General features: G+C 45.2%; 22 protein-coding genes. 10 read left to right on the top strand and 12 right to left on the bottom strand.

The genetic code is table 11. The features are described 5' to 3' along the window. The first annotated feature begins 553 nt into the window (after nt 1-553). From cynS to OA79_RS04025, 3 genes are all read left to right on the top strand, one after another. A complete protein-coding gene (cynS, locus tag OA79_RS04035; protein WP_063331925.1) occupies nt 554-994 on the top strand; it encodes a cyanase in 441 nt (146 codons plus the stop codon). A gap of 58 nt (nt 995-1,052) precedes the next feature. Beyond that, a complete protein-coding gene (locus OA79_RS04030) occupies nt 1,053-1,865 on the top strand; it encodes a formate/nitrite transporter family protein (RefSeq protein ID WP_063331924.1) in 813 nt (270 codons plus the stop codon). Nucleotides 1,866-1,953: 88 nt separating this feature from the next. Next, nucleotides 1,954-3,672 (top strand): bifunctional protein-serine/threonine kinase/phosphatase, encoded by a 1,719-nt coding sequence (locus OA79_RS04025; protein ID WP_063331923.1) that lies wholly within the window; start codon nt 1,954-1,956, stop codon nt 3,670-3,672. A 17-nt stretch (nt 3,673-3,689) separates the two neighbouring features. Here the strand turns inward: OA79_RS04025 and OA79_RS04020 are convergent, their stop codons facing one another. Further along, complete coding sequence (locus OA79_RS04020) at nt 3,690-4,094, bottom strand: DUF1801 domain-containing protein (RefSeq protein WP_063331922.1); 405 nt, start codon at nt 4,092-4,094, stop codon at nt 3,690-3,692. A 149-nt stretch (nt 4,095-4,243) separates the two neighbouring features. Here OA79_RS04020 and OA79_RS04015 point away from each other — a divergent pair, with 149 nt between their 5' ends. Continuing rightward, nucleotides 4,244-4,507, top strand: coding sequence for a type B 50S ribosomal protein L31 (locus OA79_RS04015; protein WP_063331921.1), 264 nt, complete (start codon nt 4,244-4,246; stop codon nt 4,505-4,507). Next, nucleotides 4,508-4,651: a type B 50S ribosomal protein L36 gene (gene ykgO / locus OA79_RS04010; protein ID WP_013795806.1), complete on the top strand. Its 144-nt coding sequence runs from the start codon at nt 4,508-4,510 to the stop codon at nt 4,649-4,651. It begins immediately after the preceding gene. 37 nt (nt 4,652-4,688) lie between these two features. Here the strand turns inward: ykgO and OA79_RS04005 are convergent, their stop codons facing one another. Further along, on the bottom strand, nt 4,689-5,216 hold the full coding sequence (locus tag OA79_RS04005) for a DinB family protein (RefSeq protein WP_063331920.1): 528 nt from the start codon (nt 5,214-5,216) through the stop codon (nt 4,689-4,691). 35 nt (nt 5,217-5,251) lie between these two features. Beyond that, a complete protein-coding gene (locus OA79_RS04000) occupies nt 5,252-5,737 on the bottom strand; it encodes a GNAT family N-acetyltransferase (protein ID WP_063331919.1) in 486 nt (161 codons plus the stop codon). Between the two features lie 149 nt (nt 5,738-5,886). On the opposite strand from OA79_RS04000, the gene OA79_RS03995 reads away from it, so the two are divergent. From OA79_RS03995 to OA79_RS03975, 5 genes are all read left to right on the top strand, one after another. After that, entirely contained in the window at nt 5,887-7,170 is a 1,284-nt protein-coding gene (locus OA79_RS03995) for a 2-hydroxycarboxylate transporter family protein (protein WP_063331918.1), read from the top strand. A gap of 142 nt (nt 7,171-7,312) precedes the next feature. Beyond that, nucleotides 7,313-8,911, top strand: coding sequence for an ATP-binding protein (locus tag OA79_RS03990; RefSeq protein ID WP_231908796.1), 1,599 nt, complete (start codon nt 7,313-7,315; stop codon nt 8,909-8,911). Continuing rightward, nucleotides 8,908-9,594, top strand: a complete 687-nt coding sequence (locus OA79_RS03985; protein ID WP_063331916.1) for a response regulator — start codon at nt 8,908-8,910, stop codon at nt 9,592-9,594. Before OA79_RS03990 ends, OA79_RS03985 begins: the two co-directional genes overlap by 4 nt. Nucleotides 9,595-9,787: 193 nt before the next feature. After that, nucleotides 9,788-10,141 (top strand): DUF1428 domain-containing protein, encoded by a 354-nt coding sequence (locus OA79_RS03980; RefSeq protein ID WP_063331915.1) that lies wholly within the window; start codon nt 9,788-9,790, stop codon nt 10,139-10,141. A gap of 64 nt (nt 10,142-10,205) precedes the next feature. Further along, entirely contained in the window at nt 10,206-10,643 is a 438-nt protein-coding gene (locus tag OA79_RS03975; RefSeq protein ID WP_231908795.1) for a nucleoside-diphosphate sugar epimerase/dehydratase, read from the top strand. Nucleotides 10,644-10,683: 40 nt separating this feature from the next. Here OA79_RS03975 and OA79_RS03970 read toward each other — a convergent pair whose 3' ends face one another. From OA79_RS03970 to OA79_RS03930, 9 genes are all read right to left on the bottom strand, one after another. Beyond that, nucleotides 10,684-11,301, bottom strand: a complete 618-nt coding sequence (locus OA79_RS03970) for a hypothetical protein (RefSeq protein WP_063331914.1) — start codon at nt 11,299-11,301, stop codon at nt 10,684-10,686. A 117-nt stretch (nt 11,302-11,418) separates the two neighbouring features. After that, complete coding sequence (lhgO, locus tag OA79_RS03965; protein WP_197465353.1) at nt 11,419-12,633, bottom strand: L-2-hydroxyglutarate oxidase; 1,215 nt, start codon at nt 12,631-12,633, stop codon at nt 11,419-11,421. Between the two features lie 41 nt (nt 12,634-12,674). Further along, a complete protein-coding gene (locus OA79_RS03960; RefSeq protein WP_063331913.1) occupies nt 12,675-12,893 on the bottom strand; it encodes a cysteine-rich CWC family protein in 219 nt (72 codons plus the stop codon). 82 nt (nt 12,894-12,975) lie between these two features. Beyond that, the gene (gene sucD / locus OA79_RS03955; RefSeq protein WP_063331912.1) at nt 12,976-13,848 is read right to left on the bottom strand and encodes a succinate--CoA ligase subunit alpha; all 873 of its coding nucleotides are present in this window, start codon (nt 13,846-13,848) and stop codon (nt 12,976-12,978) included. A 2-nt stretch (nt 13,849-13,850) separates the two neighbouring features. Continuing rightward, entirely contained in the window at nt 13,851-15,017 is a 1,167-nt protein-coding gene (gene sucC, locus OA79_RS03950; protein ID WP_063331911.1) for an ADP-forming succinate--CoA ligase subunit beta, read from the bottom strand. Between the two features lie 91 nt (nt 15,018-15,108). Next, on the bottom strand, nt 15,109-16,548 hold the full coding sequence (lpdA, locus tag OA79_RS03945) for a dihydrolipoyl dehydrogenase (RefSeq protein WP_063331910.1): 1,440 nt from the start codon (nt 16,546-16,548) through the stop codon (nt 15,109-15,111). Nucleotides 16,549-16,653: 105 nt separating this feature from the next. Then, nucleotides 16,654-18,159 carry a 2-oxoglutarate dehydrogenase complex dihydrolipoyllysine-residue succinyltransferase gene (odhB, locus tag OA79_RS03940; RefSeq protein ID WP_063331909.1) on the bottom strand — a complete coding sequence of 502 codons (1,506 nt, stop codon included), beginning with the start codon at nt 18,157-18,159 and terminating at the stop codon, nt 16,654-16,656. A gap of 31 nt (nt 18,160-18,190) precedes the next feature. Continuing rightward, nucleotides 18,191-21,028 (bottom strand): 2-oxoglutarate dehydrogenase E1 component, encoded by a 2,838-nt coding sequence (locus tag OA79_RS03935; RefSeq protein WP_063331908.1) that lies wholly within the window; start codon nt 21,026-21,028, stop codon nt 18,191-18,193. A 373-nt stretch (nt 21,029-21,401) separates the two neighbouring features. After that, complete coding sequence (locus OA79_RS03930; RefSeq protein WP_063331907.1) at nt 21,402-22,106, bottom strand: succinate dehydrogenase iron-sulfur subunit; 705 nt, start codon at nt 22,104-22,106, stop codon at nt 21,402-21,404. Nucleotide 22,107 lies beyond the last annotated feature (1 nt).

Raw genomic sequence — 22,107 nt, 5'->3', positions numbered from 1 at the left:
ACATTAGGACAGATAAAACAAAACATGACATATCTTGGTGCATTTATGGTCAATAAAAAAATATTAACTGACCAAAAAGAAACGCCAATACCCTATTTCAAAAACGAAGATTCGTTTGCATTTATTTAAAAACACCTTATTAAACATGCGCCTATATTATTGAACGACGAAACCTCCTTTCATATTCTGTTCCTGTATTTTTATTTGGCACTTCTTTTGCTTTGATATTAGCTGTATCAAGTCTGTATGTTGACCAATGGCGGTCAAGGTATTCTAAGGCAACGTCGCCCGCTACTGTCCGATCAGTAGCACCCAATCAGGTTCTTTTATAAGAAATCTGTTAAGGGTTGGCGTGCCCTCCTTCTTATCAGCTTCCTCTTTTAAAACGCATCTCTTGGGTCTGTTTTGTGTCCTGCTGTTGTCTGATTAACCAGATCAACGCTACTCGAAACAAGGGTGATTTCTTTTAACCGTCAGACGGACTTGAGCCGTGTCACCTACTCAATCATCGTCCTCTTTAACGGGAGGCTGAAATCAATGAAAAGGGAAGCAGATGAAAAAAATTGATGTCACAGAAGCCATTTTCGAGATCAAGAAAGCCAGAGGCTTAAGCTGGGAAGCCATTGCTCACGCTGTAGGGAAGAGTGATGTTTGGACCACATCCGCCTGTTTAGGCATGAACAGTTGCCCAGAAGATGTGGCCGATAAGTTAGTGGATTTTTTGAACCTACCCAAAGAAGCCAAATCAGTATTAATGGAATACCCAACGAAAACATGGCAAGAAGCCATCCCTCAGGATCCGCTGATTTATCGCCTTTATGAAATTGTCGGTGTGTACGGTCCGACCTTAAAAGAAGTCATTCAGGAAAAATTTGGCGATGGCATTATGAGCGCAATTGATTTCTCTATGGACATTGAAAAAGAAGAAAATCCGAAAGGAGATCGTGTGGTTCTGACATTAAACGGAAAGTTCTTACCTTATGCCTCTTGGTGATCTCGAATCAAGCTAAACGCATACATCTAACAACCATCTTTAAACGGAGAAACGAATTATGGCTTATATAGAACCCAGTGAATTTGTAACCAAAATGGTCGATGCCGGTGAACAAAAAGCTTACATGTCGACCAAAGATACGCTCGTTCGTGCTTTTATGGCAGGGGCAATTTTAGGGCTCGCGGCCGTATTTGCGATTACCGTTGCCACGAAAACGGGGAGCCCATTAGTGGGGGCATTATTGTTTCCTGTTGGTTTCATCATGCTGTACTTAATGAAGTTCGACTTATTGACAGGGGTATTTACTCTGGTTCCCTTAGCCCTGTTTGATAAACGACCAGGGGTAACGCCAGGAGCGGTATTACGAAATTGGGGACTGGTGTTTATCGGCAACTTTGCTGGCGCGTTAACCACCGCCTTTATGATGTCCTTCATTTTGACTTATGGATACTCTACTGACGGTGGTGCCATTGCTGCTAAAGTCAGTACCATTGGCGAATCTCGTACACTAGGCTACCAGTCTCATGGGGCGTCTGGTTGGTTCACGATTTTCATACGTGGCATGTTGTGTAATTGGATGGTTTCTATGGGCGTTGTCGGTGCCATGATCTCAACGTCTGCTGGGGCAAAAATGGCGGCCATGTGGATGCCTGTCATGCTGTTTTTTTATATGGGCTTCGAGCATTCAATCGTCAACATGTTCTTATTCCCATTCTCGATGATTATGGGTGGCGAGTTCACCTTCGTTGATTACCTTGTTTGGAATGAAATCCCGACTGTACTTGGAAATTTAGCAGGCGGTCTTTTATTAGTCGGGTTACCTTTGTATATTACTCATGTAAGGACATCGGCATCACGTAAATTGGCTTAATCTTTCTGAGTCGGACGACTCCGAAGACGTAAGGTCTTCGGAGTATCAGGTTTCTTTACCTGTTTTAAAAGGACGTAAGGAGTAAGGTATGAAACCTCTGACAGTAAGTATAGGTAGTGCAACGTGTGCTGGCATGAAAACCATAAACCAAGATGCACTTGGCCACTGGATGCCACAAACGCCAAGACTGCAAAGTAAAGGAATTGCTCTGGCCATTGCTGATGGCATTAGTAGCAGTGAGGTTAGCCAACTCGCCAGTGAAACGGCCATTACTCAATTCTTAGAAGATTATTACCGAACATCCGATACTTGGTCGGTGAAAATGTCGGCCGAAAACGTCATCAAATCCATCAATGCTAACTTATACTCGCAAAGTCAAAATGAACCAGACCGTTTCAATAAAGACAAAGGTTATGTGTGTACCTTTAGTGCCATTATTTTACGTTCCAATAGCGCCCATCTGTTTCACCTAGGCGATAGCCGAATCTATCAATTAAGAGACGAGACACTTGATCAGCTAACGACAGACCATCGTCATGTAGTGTCTTCTCAGGAAAGTTATTTGTCTCGTGCCTTGGGCATTAACCCAATTTTAGAATTGGATTATCAAGCTCAGTCTATCGCAATAGACGATGTCTTTATCTTGGCGACAGATGGGGTCTATGAACATATTGAAGCCGATCAGTTCCATCAGGTGATTGCATCGGCAGACAGCTTAGACAAGGCAGCTGAGCATCTGATTAACCTCGCCTTGCAGAACGGCAGTCAAGACAATCTAAGTGTTCAGATAGTACGCATTGATCAAATGCCCAGCCATCAAACAGACGACAATGACTTTAACCTTCGAGAGCTGCCTTTTCCTCCACCATTAAGGGAAAGAATGCGATTTGATGGTTATGAAATTTTTCGTCCTATTCAGATCAGTAGTCGCAGCCATGTCTTTTTAGTTTATGACCTAGAGCGCCACGAGAAATTGGTAATGAAAACGCCCTCTATGGAATTACAAGATGACACAACCTTCCGTGAAACCTTTATGCTAGAAGAGTGGATTGCCAAGCGCATTGATCATCCTAACGTGGCTAAAATAAAAGAAACAACACGAGGGCGAAGCTACCTCTATCTACTGATGGAATACATTGAAGGTAAGTCTCTCGAACAGTGGATGAGAGACCACCCAACACCGTCATTAGAACAAGTTCGTTACATCATTGAGCAGATAGCCAACGGGTTACAAGCCTTTCACCGTAAAGCCATGATCCATCAAGATATTCGCCCAGCAAACATCATGATTGACGATCACGATAGAATAAAAATCATCGACTTTGGTTCCACCCAAGTCGCTGGCGTCAGTCACCTTTTAGACACCAATGTTCTTCGCGGCACGCTGCGCTACTCCGCCCCCGAGTACTTTTTAGGGCATTCAGGTACCGAACGCTCTGATATCTATGCGCTAGGGGTCATTGCTTATCAAATGCTATCTGCCAATCATTTTCCTTACAGCCGTAAAATCACTGAAGCGAGAAGCATATCGGCGCAACGAAAATTGACCTATCGCAGCCTCATTACGGATCAATCAGAAGTGCCTGTCTGGGTGGATGACGCGTTGCAAAAAGCATTGCACATTGACCCTGCAAAGCGCTATGACGAAGTGTCCGAATTCATTTACGATCTACACCATCCAAATCCAGCGTTCTTAAAGCGAACGCAACGTCCTATCCTACAACGTAATCCCATTATGTTCTGGCAAGGCATGTCGTTTCTATTGGTCATGGTGATTGTTTGTATGATATTAGACAATCAATCTTAGCTTCTACTATGGTGAGGTTAAGCACCTAATAAAGGACGGTGCTTTAACTGATGATATTGCAAAGCCATGGCAATACAGCCTCGCAATTCAACTAAAGGCATAGGGTCTGATAATGGCAGTTGAATTTCTCTCTTGCCTACAAAGGTGAGACGATCAGCATATAGCTCTTTATAGGTTTCCATCAGCTGAGTTTGGCAATGAACAAAGAGAGACACCTGATTAGGCTGTTTGGCTTTCCAGTCCATTCGTATGGGACTGCCAATGTTAGAACAATAGCTGGCTTCCCCCCATTTCAACGCCTCAGTGATGGTACCGAGTTCTAATTCCTCTGCCATCTCAAAAATCAAACTGCGGATGTCGTACAACCTTTGTCGTGCAGCCGCTGGGTATGCGTCAAACTTGTTTTTAATGTCTGATTGCATCGGAATCTCCTGATAAATTAGAGTCCATACTAAACACATTATGTACAACTCACCTGACTATAACACACAAGCTTAATGTGAATAGTTCTTGATTAGACAATTAATGTTATGTTATAACAAAACAATACTAACTTAATCAGGAGACTCTCATGCGCAAAAATATACACCCAGATTATCGAACCGTAATCTTTCACGACACCAGTGCTGACACGTATTTCTTGATCGGCTCGACCATCAGCACAAGTCAGACCATCGACTGGAACGACGGTAAAACCTATCCGTATCACTCCATTGATGTGTCTTCCGCTTCGCATCCGTTTTACACAGGTCAACAACGCTCTGCTCAATTGGAAGGTCGTGTGCATAACTTTAAGCGCCGTTTTGGCGATCGTACGTTGAAAGGAAGCAAATAGATGCAGGTTTTATCTTCTTTAAAAAGTGCTAAGAAGCGCCACCCGAATTGCCAAGTGGTGAAACGTCGCGGACGTGTCTTTGTGATCTGTAAAGACAATCCAAGATTTAAAGCGGTGCAAGGCAAAGGCGGGAAACGCAAGTAAACTCAGAATAAGCCGGTGAGAAGACTCACTGGCTTTTTTAATGACTGGGAATTAACGCCAATAAATCGGTCACACCAGTATCCAAGCCAGCTTGGCTAAACAAGGTGGTTAACTGTCCTCGGTGATGGGTTTGATGGTTAAAAAAGTGCAGTAATAATAAACCAAACGCTTTACTGGCTTGCTGCCCTTTCATGTTGCGATAGGTCAGAGGGCGATTTAATGCATCGTCAGATAACTCGTCGATCAAGCTTATAATGAGTTCGTCTAACTTTTGGCGTGCTTGCTGACAGGTGTGTAGGTCAGTAAAGAGCGATTCATCCAATGTCGCTGGTGGCGGGAAAACGTGAACCCCTTGCAGAACCTGCTTAGCCTCAGGATGGTTAGCGAAACGTTTCAGCCAGATGATGTCGCCCACCACATTGTGATTTAACGTGCCTAATATTGAGGTAAAAAAAGCACCTCTATCCTGCTTGAGTTGTTGCTCGTTCAGCTGCGCGGCGGCACGATAAATTTTCTCGTTCATCCACTGGTTATATTGCGCCAGTAACGTAAAGTACGCTTTCATTTACCCTCCCTTTTATTCTACTAACTCATTATGGCTTACAACATAACTTGCCAGTAACCGACATCATGCCAAGCATCAAACTTTCTACCGACCTTGGCAAAATGCCCCACTTTTTCCATGCCAAACTTTTCATGCAGATACACACTGGCTGGGTTTGGTAGAGTAATGCAACCAATAGCCGCTTGCAGGTCCATCTGCTTAAGCTTGATAAATAACGCATCATACAGCTTTGTCCCAAGCCCTTTGCCTCCTTGTGTCGACTCAAGATAGACGCTCACTTCCACCACAAATCGATAAGCAGATCTGGCCTTCCATTGTGTCGCATAGGCATACCCTAGCAAAATGCCGTTTTCTTCCAGCACCAACCAAGGCAAAGATGCGTCGTGCACTGCTTGAATCCGTTTTGTCATTTCCGCAGGTTCAATCATCGCTTCTTCAAAGCTAACAACAGTATGGTCTATGTAATAATTGTAAATTTCAGTGATGACTTTAGCGTCATCTAAACTGACGTCTCGTATCATGTTTTTCTCCTTAAACCGACCTTAAGTGAGTTACAAAACTTTCAAAACCTTTCTTTAGTTTCATTAAAGCCTCCAGAACTTCCGCTCTGAAAGAAGCTTGGTAGACTGCGACCCATTCATAAAACAAACAAAAAAACAGTGAGTCAAACATGATCATGAACGAAACCATGACGGTACGTGACCAACGTATCAGCAAAGCGATTCTAGCCATTGCCGCCATTATTATCTTTTTAGCTACCTTTGCAGGAAAGATGCCAGGAGGCATGATTGGCGCATTAGGCATTATGGTTGTTGTCGGTGCCATCCTCAACTTTGTCGGCGACCGAACCCCGATTATCAATCAATTTTTTGGCGGTGGCGCCATCGTGGTCATTTTTGGCTCTGCCTACCTTTTCCACAGTGGTTTCTTCCCTTCTAGTGCCGATGACAATGTGACAACCTTTATGAAAAGCGGTGGCTTTTTGGCATTTTATGTTGCCAGCTTAGTCACGGGCTCCATCTTAGGAATGGATACTCAAACCCTCAAGAAAGCCGCACTTAAATACATTCCAGTCATCTTAGGTTCAGCTTTTTTTGCCTGTGTACTGACCGGTGTGGTTGGTATGTTAGTCAGCAAAGACTTTTACGATTCAGTCATGCTGATCGCGCTGCCAATTATGGGTGGCGGCATGGGCGCTGGTGCGGTTCCTCTGGTTGAGATCATGTCTGGTAAAACCGGCATGAACGCTGAAACCTTGATGTCGCAAATGGTACCAGCCCTTGCCATCGGTAACGCCATTGCCATCGTTATGGCGGGCTTATTGAACAAACTGGGTCAGATTGCCCCTAGCTTAACCGGTAACGGACAGCTTATTCGTGGCCAAAAAGCCATCACAGAAGAAGAGCAACAAACCGGCTCATTAAACGTCACTATTTTGGGTGTTGGTGCCCTATTAGCCGTGAGCATGTTCTTCGTTGGTACTGTGCTGTCTAGCTTTATCAGCATGCATACTTATGCCTTGATGATCATTTCCATTGCTTTGATTAAAGTCTCTGGCATCATGCCAACAGCGTTAGAACAAGCAGCTCACTCTTGGTACAAATTTGTTGTCAGTAACTTAACACCTGCCCTATTAGTTGGCATTGGTGTCGCGTACACAGACCTAAATCAGATTCTAAATGCGCTATCACCTATGTATTTCTTGCTGGTCTTGATTACCGTATTAGGCGCGATTATTGGTGCCGGTTTGATTGGCTGGTTAATGGGCTTCTACCCTATCGAAGCGGCGATCACCGGTGGTCTTTGCATGGCCAACATGGGCGGCACAGGCGATGTTGCCGTGTTAGCTGCCAGTAAGCGTATGGAACTCATGCCATTTGCGCAGATTTCCTCTCGTATTGGTGGCGCTTTCATGCTGATATTGGCCACCTTGGTTGTGCAGGCTATCGCCTAATTTTTTTGTTAAATCACGGTCAATCAGAAGAGAGATTCCAGCCTCTCTTCTGATTTCCTCATTGCAACACTCAGCCTTGCTTTAGCGCCAGTTTCCCATGCTGTATACTTCCGCTTTTACCTCTTTGAAGCGTATTTCAAATATGACACTCAAGTCCTATCTGGCATTAATAACGGTGACCACCATCACGCTCATTATTGTCGCCGCTACTTTAGTCTTTGGTTACGTCCTACGCAGCGCCTATCTCGACAGCATTAGTCAAAGAGGCTTGGAGCTAGCTCGGGTGATGGCTCATGATGATAACGTCATCGAAGCCTTAAACATGAGCAATCAAGGCCAAGTCATTTCATTAGAAAGTTACATTGAGAGTAAACGACAACAAACCGACGCCTCTTTTATTGTCGTGGTCAATAAAGCCGCCTTGCGTTTGAGTCACCCGATTCCAGATCGGGTCGGTAAACCCTTTATCGGTGATGATGTTTACCCCGCCTTGCAACAGGGTAAGAGCTACACCAATGTGGCCAAAGGCTCCTTAGGCGAAGCCATTCGAAACTTTACACCAGTGATAAAAGATCAAGACATCATTGGCGCGGTAAGTGTTGGCTATCTTTCAAAAACCACCAGCGAACTGATCTACCAACATCTAAAAGAAGCCGCATGGTTGGTGGTGTTTCTTTATGTATTAGGTGTTGTCATCGCCATTATCTTTATTGCAAAAATAAAGCGAACCTTCTTGTCGCTCGAACCCGAGGAAATCGTTCAAAAATTTAAAGAACAAGAACTGATTCTCGACAGCATTCGAGATGGCATCATTGCCGTGGACCACGAGCAAAATGTGACCGCCATCAATAGTACTGCCATAGAATGGCTAACCATGAAAGTCTTGACCGCCAATGACGTCATTAACAAACCGCTCAATGAACAGTCGCAAAGCTTGTCGCACTTTGTATTGGAAGCCCAAGGCCAAATTACACAAAGACGTTTCAGCCTAGGCAAACTTGCCTTTCTGGCCACCCTCTATCCTTTACTCAGTAAAAAAGGACATTTTGGCTATGTGATTGTGTTTTACCCTGATCACGATGAGCAATCTCTTGAACAGGAACTGACCAGTACTCAGAACTATGCTGACTTACTAAGGGCTAAAACACATGAGTATGCTAATCGTTTGAATGTATTGTCTGGCATGCTGCAAGCCGAACGCTACGATGACGCCATTAACTACTTACAACAAGAAAGTGACGGCGATCAGGCGATGTTGAGGCAAATCATCAAAACCATCGAAAACAGTGCTGTGGCAGGTTTGATCTTTGCGAAACATAATAAAGCCAAAGATTTACAACTCGAATTTATTATCGACAGTGATTGCCAATTGGCGCAATACTCACCGCAAACGAACGAAGCTTTGGTCACATTGGTGGGCAACTTATTAGACAATGCTTTTTTGGCGGCTTGGCACCACCGCCAATACCGATCGCCCTGCGTTAAACTCTATATTAGTGATCGTAATGCCCATATCATGCTAGAAGTTGAAGACACCGGAGCAGGCGTGGAAGCCGAACTGGAAAATCAAATATTAGACTTTGGCGTGAGCAGCAAGCACAATACAGAACAAAATGGCATTGGACTATATTTAGTCAAGAAGATTGTCGACCAATATCAAGGCAGTTTGGATTGGGAACGCAGTGACGAAAACACCACGGTATTTAGTATCTATTTAGACAAACAGGCGTTAAAAAGATGACTAGCATCCCAGTAATGATAGTAGAAGATGACCTACGTGCTAGCTATGTTCTAGAAAACACCATCAACTTACACAAGGCTTTCAGCGTCGTAGCAGCCTGTGAAAACCTCGCAGAAGCGGAATTAAAAGCCGATGTATTTGAACCTGAGCTGATCATGGTCGACATCAGTTTACCAGACGGCAATGGTTTGCAATTAATTCAGCGCCTTAAAACCCGCCACCCTCATGCCTGCTTCATCATGACCACAGCGGAACGCGAAACGAAAACCATAGAACAAGCCATTCAACTCGGCGTTATGGATTATCTGGTAAAACCCATTCGTATGTCTCGTGTTCAACAGGCCCTAAACGATTATCTAGATTTCAAACAGCGCCTCACCAAGCAAGAGAAAATCGATCAACAAGACATTGATGCACTTTTTCGCAAACAGTCCAAACAGGATAATAGCAGCCGAAAAACCCCTAAAGGCATTGATGAAAACACATTAGAAACACTGACCGAGCACCTAAAACACATTGATAATACGCCGTTCACTGCCGACGATATTGGCGAGGCTGTCAGCCTAAGTCGCATTACGGCTCGTCGTTATTTGGAATATTTAGAAGCCCAAGGTCAGGTCACTATGACGCTCGATTACAAAACAGGCGGTCGTCCAAAGCAGCGCTACAGTAAAGCTCTCTGATATTATACGCCGCGAGAATGACTGTTCTGCCCCTTCTTCCATGTGTTGCCCTCTCTAGTCTCTAACAGCGGTTCGGGCTGTTTAGACTTGAGTTATTTCAATCACATACTAACCTTTTAATCACCCTGAAATGTAATCACCAAGCAAAAATGCCAACGTCGCTGCTGGCCACAATACAAAATGGGAGAAGATTATGTCATACGTTGATGGATTTGTTGCCGCTGTACCGACCGCACTAAAAGAAGAGTATCTGGCGCATGCCATGCGATCGGCTAACATTTTTAAAGATTACGGCGCGCTGAAACTGGTTGAGAATTGGGGTGACGAAATCCCCGACGGGGAGATCACCTCGTTTAGCTCTGCGGTAAAAGCCAAGGAGGATGAAACCATTGTCTTTTCTTGGGTTATTTGGCCATCAAAAGAAGTAAGAGACGCCGCTTGGGAAGCCATGATGGAGGACCCCAGAATGTCACCCGAAGCCAATCCCATGCCATTTGATGGAAAGCGACTTATCTACGGTGGCTTCAATACCATTTTGGACGTCTGATGGCGGGCTCTGACAACCCTTAACAAACTTGGCTTTATAGGTTGGCTTGATTAAGATAACAGGCATGATGAAACTCTTGCCTAGCCTTCACCCTCTTGTCATGCGATTGAAAGCGTTGTTTAAACCGCTCTTTCAATCGAGAAGCCAACCCATAAAAGTCATTTTTATTGGCATAGACTATCGCTGTTTTTCTCTGTCGAAGGCCTTGCTGGATAATAACCATCACCATTCAAAGCCCATTGAAATCATTGCATTCATTGATGATGAGCCATGGAACAATCGCACTCAAGTGCATCAGGTTACCGTTTACTCTCCCAGCGAAGTGGCAGCTCTGGTCGTCAAACATCAAGTCGATTTGATCATTCAAATAGAGGGCGAATCGCTGATCATTGCTGATAATATATGGCAAGGCATTCACAAAACAGGCGTTGAAGTCTTGACCTTAGCGTTAGATCAAGACCTTAACCAGCAGCAACTCTTAATCTACCAAACAAGACCGTAATATTCGTTTCTAAAACAGCATGATAATGGCTAATGAAAACTTATCGGGTCAACATAGCTAGCTGCTCTGATGGCATCGACATGGCCAATTGCAAAGATTGCTTTGATGCCATAGAGACGACATTCCACGACTGAGTATAAGCCTGTTCTGGCAATGCAATGTCTTTCCGTTGCGCCAGCACCTTACGTACATGAGTGACATCTACCGAATCATCACCTTGCTTTAACTGTTTCAATTCGTCTTGACTAAGACTGGCTGTTTTGCCCCCAGGAAGGTAAATAGAGCCAGTAACAAAATCCACGCCAAACGCCACCACACCAGGTACGAAAAATAAAATCAAACCCACTGCATTCAGTGCAGCCACACCAGGGTCAATCGCACCATGGCTTTGACCACGTCGTTCAGGATAGATAATCGTGCCACAGGCGGCCAGCTGAGAGGCTATTAGTAGACTGATCATGCCTTTAGCAAACAAAGCTTTAGCGTTCCGCCCCTTGGAAAGTAAACCGTTAACGCCAAGAGTTGCAGACGCATTTATTCTCAAGTGCTGCACATTGTCTTTATCCTGTGTTTCACTTTTGGCCTTTTCCAAATTAGACATCCTTTTTACCGCTCGATTAACCAGATCGACCTCGGATACCGTCTTTTCAAACAACATAGTATTCTCACTTTTTAATCAAGATCAAATACTCTAGCTTATACCCTGAAGGCCCAGCAAACCTTAGCAAATTTGTTTCACAATCCTTTCGTTCTGTAAGTCTCCATTTACTTAATATCACAAGTTAGTGATCTGATCGTCCAGCTTGTTGACTATGTATTGGCCAATTGGCAAGGCACTGGTGGCAGCGGGAGAAGGCGCATTACAGACGTGCAAAGTACGCTCACTGTTGGCGAACAAAAAATCGTGCACCAGTGAACCATCTTTCATGACCGCTTGCGCACGAATCCCAGCTGGGTATGGTTGTAAATCCTCCAACTCAACAAGGTCGCAGTATTTGCGTACTTGTTGTAAATAACCGGCTTTGAACCAAGAGTTTTTGGTTTCGATTAATCCGGTTTTCCAATAGGTTTTCAGTAGCCGCCAAAAACCAGCAAAGGTCACCATCTCCGCCACATCTCGAATACTAAAGTTAATACGACCATAGCCTTCCCGCTTCCAACCTTGCACGGCATTTGGACCGACCGTAACAGAACCATCAATCATGCGAGTCAGATGGACACCTAAGAAAGGCAAATCTGGATCTGGAATGGGGTAAATAAGGTGTTTAACGATGTTGTTGTGCTGAGGTGGTAATTGATAATACTCACCACGAAATGGGATGATTTGAAAGTCCGTTGGAATCTTCAGCATCTTCGTCAATCGATCGGCCATTAGACCACCACAACTGACTAAAAAACTGGCTTGCACTTGGGCATTTTTCAACTTGATGTTGACATGATCTGCATGCTCTTTTAAACCCACTACTTCACTTTCCAGCATTAAAACACCACCGGCGTGCTCAAAGAGCGCCGCTATTTTTTGGCAAATGTGCTGGTAATTGACGATACCAGTAGAAGGCACATAGATGGCGGCGACCCCTTTCACATTCGGCTCACGACGATTTAATTCTGCCTGGTCAAGTAATTCAACTTTTAAGCCATTTTCGCGACAACGCTTATACAAAGCCCGCATTCGCTCATATTCCGCATCATTGGTGGCAACCAGCAATTTACCGCATTCCTCAAACTCGATACCGTGCTCACGACAGAAGGCTTTGGTGTCTTTTGCCCCACGATAACAAAACTCCGCTTTGAGCGAACCCGGCGCATAATAGACTCCAGCATGAATCACACCTGAGTTGTGACCTGTTTGGTGCAAACCGACTTGCGCTTCTTTTTCTATCAACAGAATTCGGTACTTAGGATAACGCTTTTGCAACTGCCAAGCGGTCGATAGCCCCACTATGCCAGCACCGATAACAGCAATATCGTAAATAGACTCTTTCGACATATTACCCTCTCCCTTTGTTTTGTTATTTTGTATTGGAATCACTACTGTGAGCCGGTCAGGCTGTCATAACGTTCTCGAAATGCAATGGGCTGCTGCTGATACGCTTGAACACACATTTTACAGATACAGGCGACACCTTGCGCTTCGACGGGCAACAAGGCCAGCATTTTCTCTGGTATGGTTTCAGAAAAACACCAACAAGATGCAGATTGAGTGAGACCACAACTCACTTCGCCTTGACAAAATGGACACGCAGACATGCTCTTCTCTCCAAAAAAAATCCCCGCCAATTGGCAGGGATTTTATCATCAAAGATGACTTAGCAATCACTTAAAAAAGTGCTTACCAGCCAGTGATTTCTTTCAATGCAGTACCGATGTCAGCTAGAGAGCGAACAGTTTTAACACCAGCGTCTTGTAGCGCTGCGAATTTCTCGTCAGCTGTTCCTTTACCGCCAGAGATGATCGCACCAGCGTGACCCATACGCTTACCGGCAGGCGCCGTAACACCAGCGATGTAAGACACAACAGGCTTAGTCACGTTGGCTTTGATGTAAGCCGCCGCTTCTTCTTCTGCTGTACCACCGATTTCACCGATCATAACGATGGCTTCGGTTTGTGGATCGTTCTGGAACATTTCTAGAACGTCGATGAAGTTCGTACCTGGGATTGGATCACCACCGATACCAACACAAGTAGATTGACCGTAGCCAGCGTCAGTCGTTTGCTTAACCGCTTCGTAAGTCAAAGTACCAGAACGAGAAACGATACCAACTTTACCTGGCAAGTGGATGTGACCAGGCATGATACCGATCTTACATTCACCTGGTGTGATTACACCTGGGCAGTTAGGACCGATTAGGCGTACACCTAGCTCGTCACATTTAACTTTACAATCAAGCATATCCAGTGTTGGCACACCTTCAGTGATACAAACGATTAGCGTGATACCAGCGTTAGCTGCTTCTAGGATAGAGTCTTTAACGAAAGGTGCTGGAACGTAGATAACAGACGCTTCCGCACCTGTTTCTTCAACCGCTTCTTTCACTGTGTTGAACACAGGAAGACCTAGGTGAGTTTGACCACCTTTACCCGGTGTTACACCACCAACCATTTTCGTTCCGTAAGCAATCGCTTGCTCAGAGTGGAACGTACCTTGACCGCCAGTGAAACCCTGACAGATGACTTTCGTATCTTTGTTAATTAAGACAGACATTATTATTTGCCCTCCGCAGCTTTAACAACTTGTTCCGCTGCGTCTTTAAGACTGGATGCAGCAATGATGTCTAGACCAGAGTTAGCTAGAACTTCACGGCCTTTCTCTGCGTTAGTACCTTCCAAACGTACAACAACAGGTACGTTTACGCCAACTTGCTCAACCGCACCAATGATACCTTCTGCGATCATGTCGCAACGAACGATACCACCGAAGATGTTAACCAATACGGCTTTAACATTGCTGTCAGAAAGGATGATTTTGAATGCTTCAGCAACACGTTCTTTTGTTGCACCGCCACCTACGTCTAGGAAGTTAGCTGGCTTGCCGCCGTGTAGGTTAACGATGTCCATTGTACCCATTGCTAGGCCAGCACCGTTTACCATGCAACCTACGTTACCATCTAGAGCAACATAGTTAAGTTCCCACTGAGCCGCATGTGCTTCACGCTCATCTTCTTGAGATGGATCGTGGAACTCTTGCATTTTCTTCTGACGGTAGACAGCGTTGCTGTCGATGTTGATTTTACCGTCTAGACAGTGAAGGTTACCTTCGTCTGTGATAACAAGAGGGTTGATTTCAAGTAATGCGAAATCGCAGTCATGGAACATTTGTGACAAACCAAGGAAGATCTTAGTGAACTGCTTGATTTGAGTTGGGTTAAGACCCATTTTAAATGCCATTTCACGAGCTTGGTATGGCTGAGCGCCAACTAGCGGATCAATGATCGCTTTGTGAATCAACTCTGGTGTTTCTTCCGCTACTTTCTCGATCTCAACACCACCTTCAGTAGAGGCCATGAAAACGACTTTACGAGTAGAACGGTCAACAACCGCACCTAGGTACAATTCGTTGGCAATGTCAGTGCAAGATTCAACAAGGATCTTAGCAACAGGCTGACCATTTGCGTCTGTTTGGTAAGTGACTAGGTTTTTACCTAACCAATTTTCTGCAAAGGCTTTAACTTCGTCATAAGAATCAACAAGTTTCACACCGCCCGCTTTACCACGGCCACCTGCGTGTACTTGAGCTTTAACAACCCACTTGTCACCACCAATTTTTTTCGCAGCTTCGACCGCCTCTTCTGGCGTGTCTACTGCGTACCCTGTCGATACTGGCAGGCCGTATTCAGCAAAAAGCTGTTTAGCCTGATATTCATGTAGGTTCATTTGATTCTTCCGCTCATCTGAATGATTGACATAAATTCTGCCGATTAAGACAGAAATTGCCGGCTGGAAAAGCCGGCAAATCTAATTTCTTTTAACGCTTCTTACGGTTCGCAATATGAATTGCGTGACCATCAACAGCCAAGGCTGCTTCATGAACTGCTTCACTTACGGTTGGGTGAGCGAATACAGTCAGGGCAATGTCTTCTGCTGTTGAGCCGAATTCCATTGCAATTACGGCTTGCGCAATCAAATCAGCCGCATGACCACCAATGATATGGCAACCTAGGATACGGTCTGTTTCTTCACAAGCAATGATCTTAACAAAACCATCTGTATCGTTTGCTGCCATAGCACGACCAGAGGCTGCAAATGGGAATTTACCCACTTTGTATTTAACGCCTTCTGCTTTCAGTTCTTGCTCGTTCTTACCAACCCAAGCTAGCTCAGGGTGAGTGTAGATAACAGAAGGAATGCAATCGTAGTTCATTTGCGCTTTGTGACCAGCGATAATATCCGCCACCATCACACCTTCTTCAGATGCTTTGTGCGCTAACATTGGACCACGAACGATGTCACCAATCGCGAAGACACCAGGTACAGAAGTACGGCACTGCTCATCAACAAACACGAAACCGCGCTCATCAAGATTCACACCAGAGTCACCTGCCAAGCAGCCGTCAGTAAATGGCTTACGACCAACCGCGACGATCAACTTATCGAAAGTTTGCTTCTGCTCTTCACCTTTTGCATCAAGGTAAGTCACTTCTACTTCTTCACCGTTGATTTGGCTACCCGTTACACGAGCGCCAGTACGGATATCAAGCTTCTGTTTCTTGAAGATCTTAGCCGCTTCTTTAGAGATGTCTTGGTCACATACGCTTAGGAAAGAATCTTGCGCTTCTAGCACAACGACTTCAGAACCTAAACGAGCCCATACAGAACCTAGCTCAAGGCCGATAACACCCGCACCGATCACACCCAAACGCTTAGGTACTTCACGGAAATCAAGTGCACCTTCGTTATCAACGATGATGTCACCTGTACGTGGTGCAGGTGGAATGTTTACTGGTACAGAACCTGTTGCCAAGATCACGTTTTCTGCGTCTAAAACACTTACCGTGCCGTCGTGCGCTGTGAACTCAACTTTTTTGTTCGCTAGAACTTTACCAAAACCTTCAAAGCTTGTTACACCGTTTGCTTTGAACAAACCAGTGATACCGCTAGTCAGCTGGTCAACGATTTTGTCTTTGCGATCAACCATGGCATTAACATCCATAGCAACATCGCCAACACTGATACCGTGAACGCCATAAGAATCTTTCGCGTCATGGTATTTGTGAGAAGAATCTAGAAGTGCTTTCGAAGGAATACAACCAACATTCAAGCAAGTGCCGCCTAAACGCGGCTTGTCTTCTTTGTCCAACCATTTTTCGATACACGCTGTCTTCAGACCAAGCTGAGCAGCACGGATTGCAGCCACGTAACCACCAGGGCCGCCACCAATTACAACAACATCAAATTTATCAGACATAAGAGGTCCCATTTTTCAGTCAAGCTGAGCGACTCAATACAGAAGAGTCACTCAGTATTCAATTCATACCACTAGATGTGTATGAATCCTTAGATTTCAAGTACCTTAGATTTCAAGCAATAGACGCGCTGGATCTTCTAGTAACTCTTTAATCGTTACTAGGAATTGAACCGCTTCTTTGCCATCGATCATACGGTGGTCATAAGACAGAGCCAGGTACATCATTGGCTGGATCACAACTTGACCATTTACCGCCATTGGGCGCTCTTGGATTTTGTGCATACCCAAGATCGCTGTTTGTGGTGGGTTAATGATTGGAGTAGACATCAAGGAACCAAAAGTACCACCGTTAGTAATGGTGAAAGTACCACCTTGCATGTCATCCATGCCTAACTTGCCATCACGACCGCGCAATGCGAAGTCCATGATTGTAGATTCAATATCGGCCATGCCCATTGCTTCCGTGTTACGCAATACCGGCACCATCAAACCACGGTCAGTAGAAACCGCCACACCAATGTCTTGGTAACCATGGTAAACCATGTCATTACCGTCGATTGACGCATTTACTGCTGGGAAGCGTTTAAGCGCTTCAGTTGCCGCTTTCACGAAGAAAGACATAAAGCCAAGTTTAGTACCGTTATGAGTCTTCATAAACTGGTCTTTGTATTTCTTACGGATCTCCATCACAGGACCCATGTTAACTTCGTTGTATGTTGTCAACATGGCAGCGGTTTGTTGAGCTTCAACCAAACGCTTAGCAATAGTGGCACGTAGGCGCGTCATCGGAACGCGTTTTTCAACACGACCATCAGCACCCAATGCTGGCATAGCCGCAGGCGCTGCTTTCGCTGCCGGCGCGGCTGCAGGCTTCGCTTTCGCTGCTGCGTCAACATCTTCTTTAGTGATGCGACCACCTTTACCTGAGCCTTTCACCTGAGCCGGTGTTAAACCAGCTTCTGCCAAGGCTTTACGTGCTGCAGGACCAGCGACACCGTCTTCGTCACCCGCTTCAGCAGGGGCTGCAGGCGCAGCAGCTTGTGCTGCAGGTGCAGCCGCTTCACCAGACGCGCCAACTAGGAATGAAGCCAAGACTTCATCACTCAGTACAGTGTCACCTTCATTTTTAGAGATTTCACCGATGACGCCATCAGCAGGCGCAACCACTTCTAAAACCACTTTATCGGTTTCGATATCAACGATGTGCTCATCACGAGAACAAGCTTCACCTGGCTGTTTGTGCCAAGCCGCTACCGTACCATCGGCAACAGACTCAGGGAATGTTGGCGCTTTGATTTGGACCGTTTCTTTCGCAGAAGAGGATGCTGGTGCTGCTGTTTGTTCCGCTGCCGCTGGAGCAGATGCGGCCGCACCACCCTCTTCAAATTTTGCTAGGACTTCATCGCTCAGTACGATGTCACCTTCATTTTTCAATACTTCTGCAATCACACCATCGGCTGGTGCCACTACTTCTAGAACCACTTTATCCGTTTCAATGTCGACAATGTGCTCATCACGGGCACAGGCTTCACCTGGTTTTTTGTACCAAGTAGCAACCGTTCCATCGGCTACAGATTCTGGAAAAGTAGGTGCTTTAATTTCAATGCTCATTTTATACCCTTATCTCTGACAGGCTATGGTACTAACCAACTAGTGCGTCGTTGACCAGTGCTTCTTGCTCTTCTACGTGGACAGACATGTAACCCGCTGCTGGTGCAGCTGATGAAATTCGACCCGCAAAACGGATTTTCAACTCAGGGTACAGTTTTTCCAACACTCGATTCATACGGTGACGATTGGCATGCCAAGCACCTTGGTTTTTCGGTTCTTCTTGACACCAAACCAAGCTCTCAACATTTTTGTACTGTTCCAATACGGACTCTAGGTCAGCGTATGGGAATGGGTACAGCTGCTCTAGACGAACCACGACCACATCATCTTTTTCTAGCGCTTCACGACGATTAATCAAATCGTAGTAAACCTTACCGCTACACAACACAATGCGTTTCACGTTATCCGCCGCGATAGACTCTGACGCTTCTGGCAATACTGTTTTAAAGCTGCCTTCCGCCAAATCTTCCAGAGTCGAAGTGGCTTGTTTATGACGCAACAAACTCTTCGGCGACATGATAATCAATGGACGACGCATTGGGCGAATCGCTTGACGACGTAAGATATGGTAAATCTGTGACGGTGTGGTTGGGACACAAACTTGAATGTTGTATTCCGCACACAATTGCATAAAACGCTCTAAGCGAGCGGAAGAATGCTCAGGACCTTGACCTTCGTAGCCGTGAGGCAACAACATAGTCAAACCACATAGACGTCCCCACTTATGCTCACCACTGGTAATGAATTGGTCAATGACCACTTGCGCGCCGTTGGCAAAATCACCGAATTGCGCTTCCCAGACCACCAAACCTTGTGGTGACGTGCTGGCATAACCGTATTCAAATGCCAGTACAGCTTCTTCAGACAAGTAAGAATCGTACAAGTCTAATGTTGGCTGATCCTCAGACAAATGTTTCAGAGGAATATAAGTACTGCCATCTTTTTGACTGTGAATCACAGCGTGACGGTGCGAGAAAGTACCACGACCAGAATCCTGACCCGTAATACGAATCGGGTAACCCTGCTCTAGCAAAGTAGCGAACGCTAATGTTTCAGCGTATCCCCAGTTAAGAGGCAAAGCACCCGCCGTCATTTTGTCACGGTCTTGGTAAATCTTTTGTACCTGACGCTGAACAACAACCCCATCGGGAACATGCGTCAGTTTTTTCGCCACTTCTTGAAGCTCAGCCAATGGGTAACGAGTGTCACCTTCATCTGTCCACTCAACCCCTAGGTAAGGTTTCCAGTCAACAAACATTTTCGTTTGAGACTCTAACACTAGGCTTTGCGCAACGTGGCGACCATTATCCAGATTCTCGCGATTGTCACTGACCATTTGATCGGACAATTCTTTGCTCACCACTGATCCAGCAATCAGTTTCTCAGCGTATAAGTTACGAGTGGTTTTTAACTTGCTAATAACACTGTACATCAACGGCTGTGTACCAGATGGTTCATCCGTCTCGTTGTGACCACGACGACGGTAACAAACCATGTCGATTACGACGTCACGACCAAATTCGTAACGGTAATCTAATGCCAATTGTGTCACGAACAAAACCGCTTCTGGATCATCACCGTTTACGTGGAAGATTGGCGCCTGAATCATTTTAGCAACATCGGTTGCGTATTCAGTAGAACGAGAATCTTCTTGACGGTTGGTGGTGAAACCAACTTGGTTATTGATCACGATATGAACCGTACCACCAGTACGATAAGCACGTGTCTGCGACATTTGGAAGGTTTCCATGACCACGCCTTGACCAGCAAATGCCGCATCACCGTGAATGGAAATTGGTACAACAGACTTACCTGTCGTGTCTTTACGTCGATCTTGACGAGCGCGAACAGAACCTTCAACCACAGGCGAAACAATTTCTAAGTGAGATGGGTTGAAAGACAATGCGATGTGAACTTCACCGCCAGCGGTCATCACATTTGAAGAGAAACCTTGGTGGTATTTTACGTCACCAGAAGTGTTGACTAACTTTTTACCTTCAAACTCGTCGAACAGGTCTTTCGGGTTTTTACCCAAAGTATTAACCAGTACGTTCAGACGACCACGGTGAGCCATGCCAATCACAACCTCTTTCGCACCCAGTGCGCCAGAACGTTGAATTAACTCATTCACCATAGGAATCAAGCTCTCGCCACCTTCCAAACCAAAACGTTTTGCGCCTGGGTAACGGCTGGCTAGGTATTTTTCTAGACCTTCCGCGGCAGTAAGACGTTCTAATAGGCTCTCGCGAGTTTCTTTTGAATATTCAGGGCGGGATCGAACGGATTCTACTCGCTGCTGCAACCAAGCTTTCTCTTGGGTATCAACGATGTGCATGAACTCATAGCCGATACTGCCACAGTAAGTCTTTTCCAATTCGGATACGATTTCACTTAACTTCATATTTTCTTTGTTAAAAAACAAAGAATTGACGTTAAATGACGTGTCTAAATCAGCACCCGTTAATTGGTGGTAACCCAGATCCAAATCAGCGACTTTTTCACGCTTCTGTAAACCTAGCGGGTCCAATGTTGCATGTTGATGACCACGAACGCGGTACGCATTAATCAACTGCAGGACACCGATTTGTTTCTGCTCATGGTCAGAGCTCACTGCGACACCAGAACTAGCTGGCATGGCTCTGAATTTGTTTTTACCAATTTGCAGAAATTGTTCTTGAATAACTGAATGAGGAAGATCCGTTGACTGAGCTTCGCTAACGCGAGGCAATTGGTCAAAACATTTCCGCCATTCTTCCGAAACTGAATTCGGATCGACGAGGTAGCTTTCAAACAACCCTTCTACATATTCCAAGTTTCCACCTGAAAAATGAGAGGTGCTCCACAGCAACTCCATTAAACTTTCGTGCATTCTCGATCACCCTTATGTTCGAGCCAGCTACCGGGGTCCCGGTTCAATCGAACGATTGATCTTATTATCAGGCCCGTAAGACTTTTGACAGTCTCGATTTTTTTGTTTACTTCCAGCTACTATCGCCCTCTGACGTTCAATACTAAGTCACTAAAAGCATGTCACTCAATTTATGAAATACTTTGAATCCTTCATCACTGAGTTAGCAACTTTTCTTAGCACATCCTTGCTCGTAGAGGTCGAATTTTAAATTCTTTTTATTCTATTCTCCATAGGAGAATATGCAAAAATGGCGGCATTGAATATCGATTCAAGCCGCCTAATTCGGCAGTCAGGTCAAATTCACCCAGTCACTATCCGAATCTTTCATCTATTAGGTCGCTCTTTGCAACAGCATAGTACGAATATTACCAATTGCCTTAGTCGGATTTAACCCTTTAGGGCATACATTGACACAGTTCATAATACCATGGCAACGGAAAACACTAAATGGATCATCCAATTCGCTTAAACGCTCTTGTGTTGCGTTGTCACGACTGTCCGCCAAGAAACGATAAGCCTGTAGCAAACCAGAAGGACCAACAAACTTATCTGGATTCCACCAGAACGATGGGCAAGCCGTTGAACAACATGCACACAAGATACACTCGTAGAGTCCATCAAGTTTTTCACGCTCTTCTGGGCTTTGCAGACGCTCAATGGCTGGCGCTGGCGTATCGTTCATCAAGTATGGACGAATTTTCTCGTATTGCTTGTAGAATTGTCCCATATCAACCACTAAATCACGCACCACGGGTAAACCAGGTAGTGGGCGTAACACCAGTTTGTTGTTCTTAGACGCTTCCGACACAGTGGTAATACAAGCCAAGCCGTTCTTACCAGACATATTCATACCATCAGAACCACACACACCCTCACGGCATGAACGACGGTATGAAATCGTTGGGTCCTGCGCTTTTAGCAAGTTCAGAACGTCCAACACCATTAGGTCTTTACCTTCTGGCAAGTCCACTTGATAATCCTGCATATAAGGAGCGTCGTCCTTCTCAGGATTGTAGCGATAAATACTAACTAACATT

The organism is Marinomonas sp. TW1 (assembly GCF_001625355.1).
Lineage (GTDB): Bacteria > Pseudomonadota > Gammaproteobacteria > Pseudomonadales > Marinomonadaceae > Marinomonas.
This window is presented reverse-complemented; position numbering and strand designations above follow the sequence as displayed.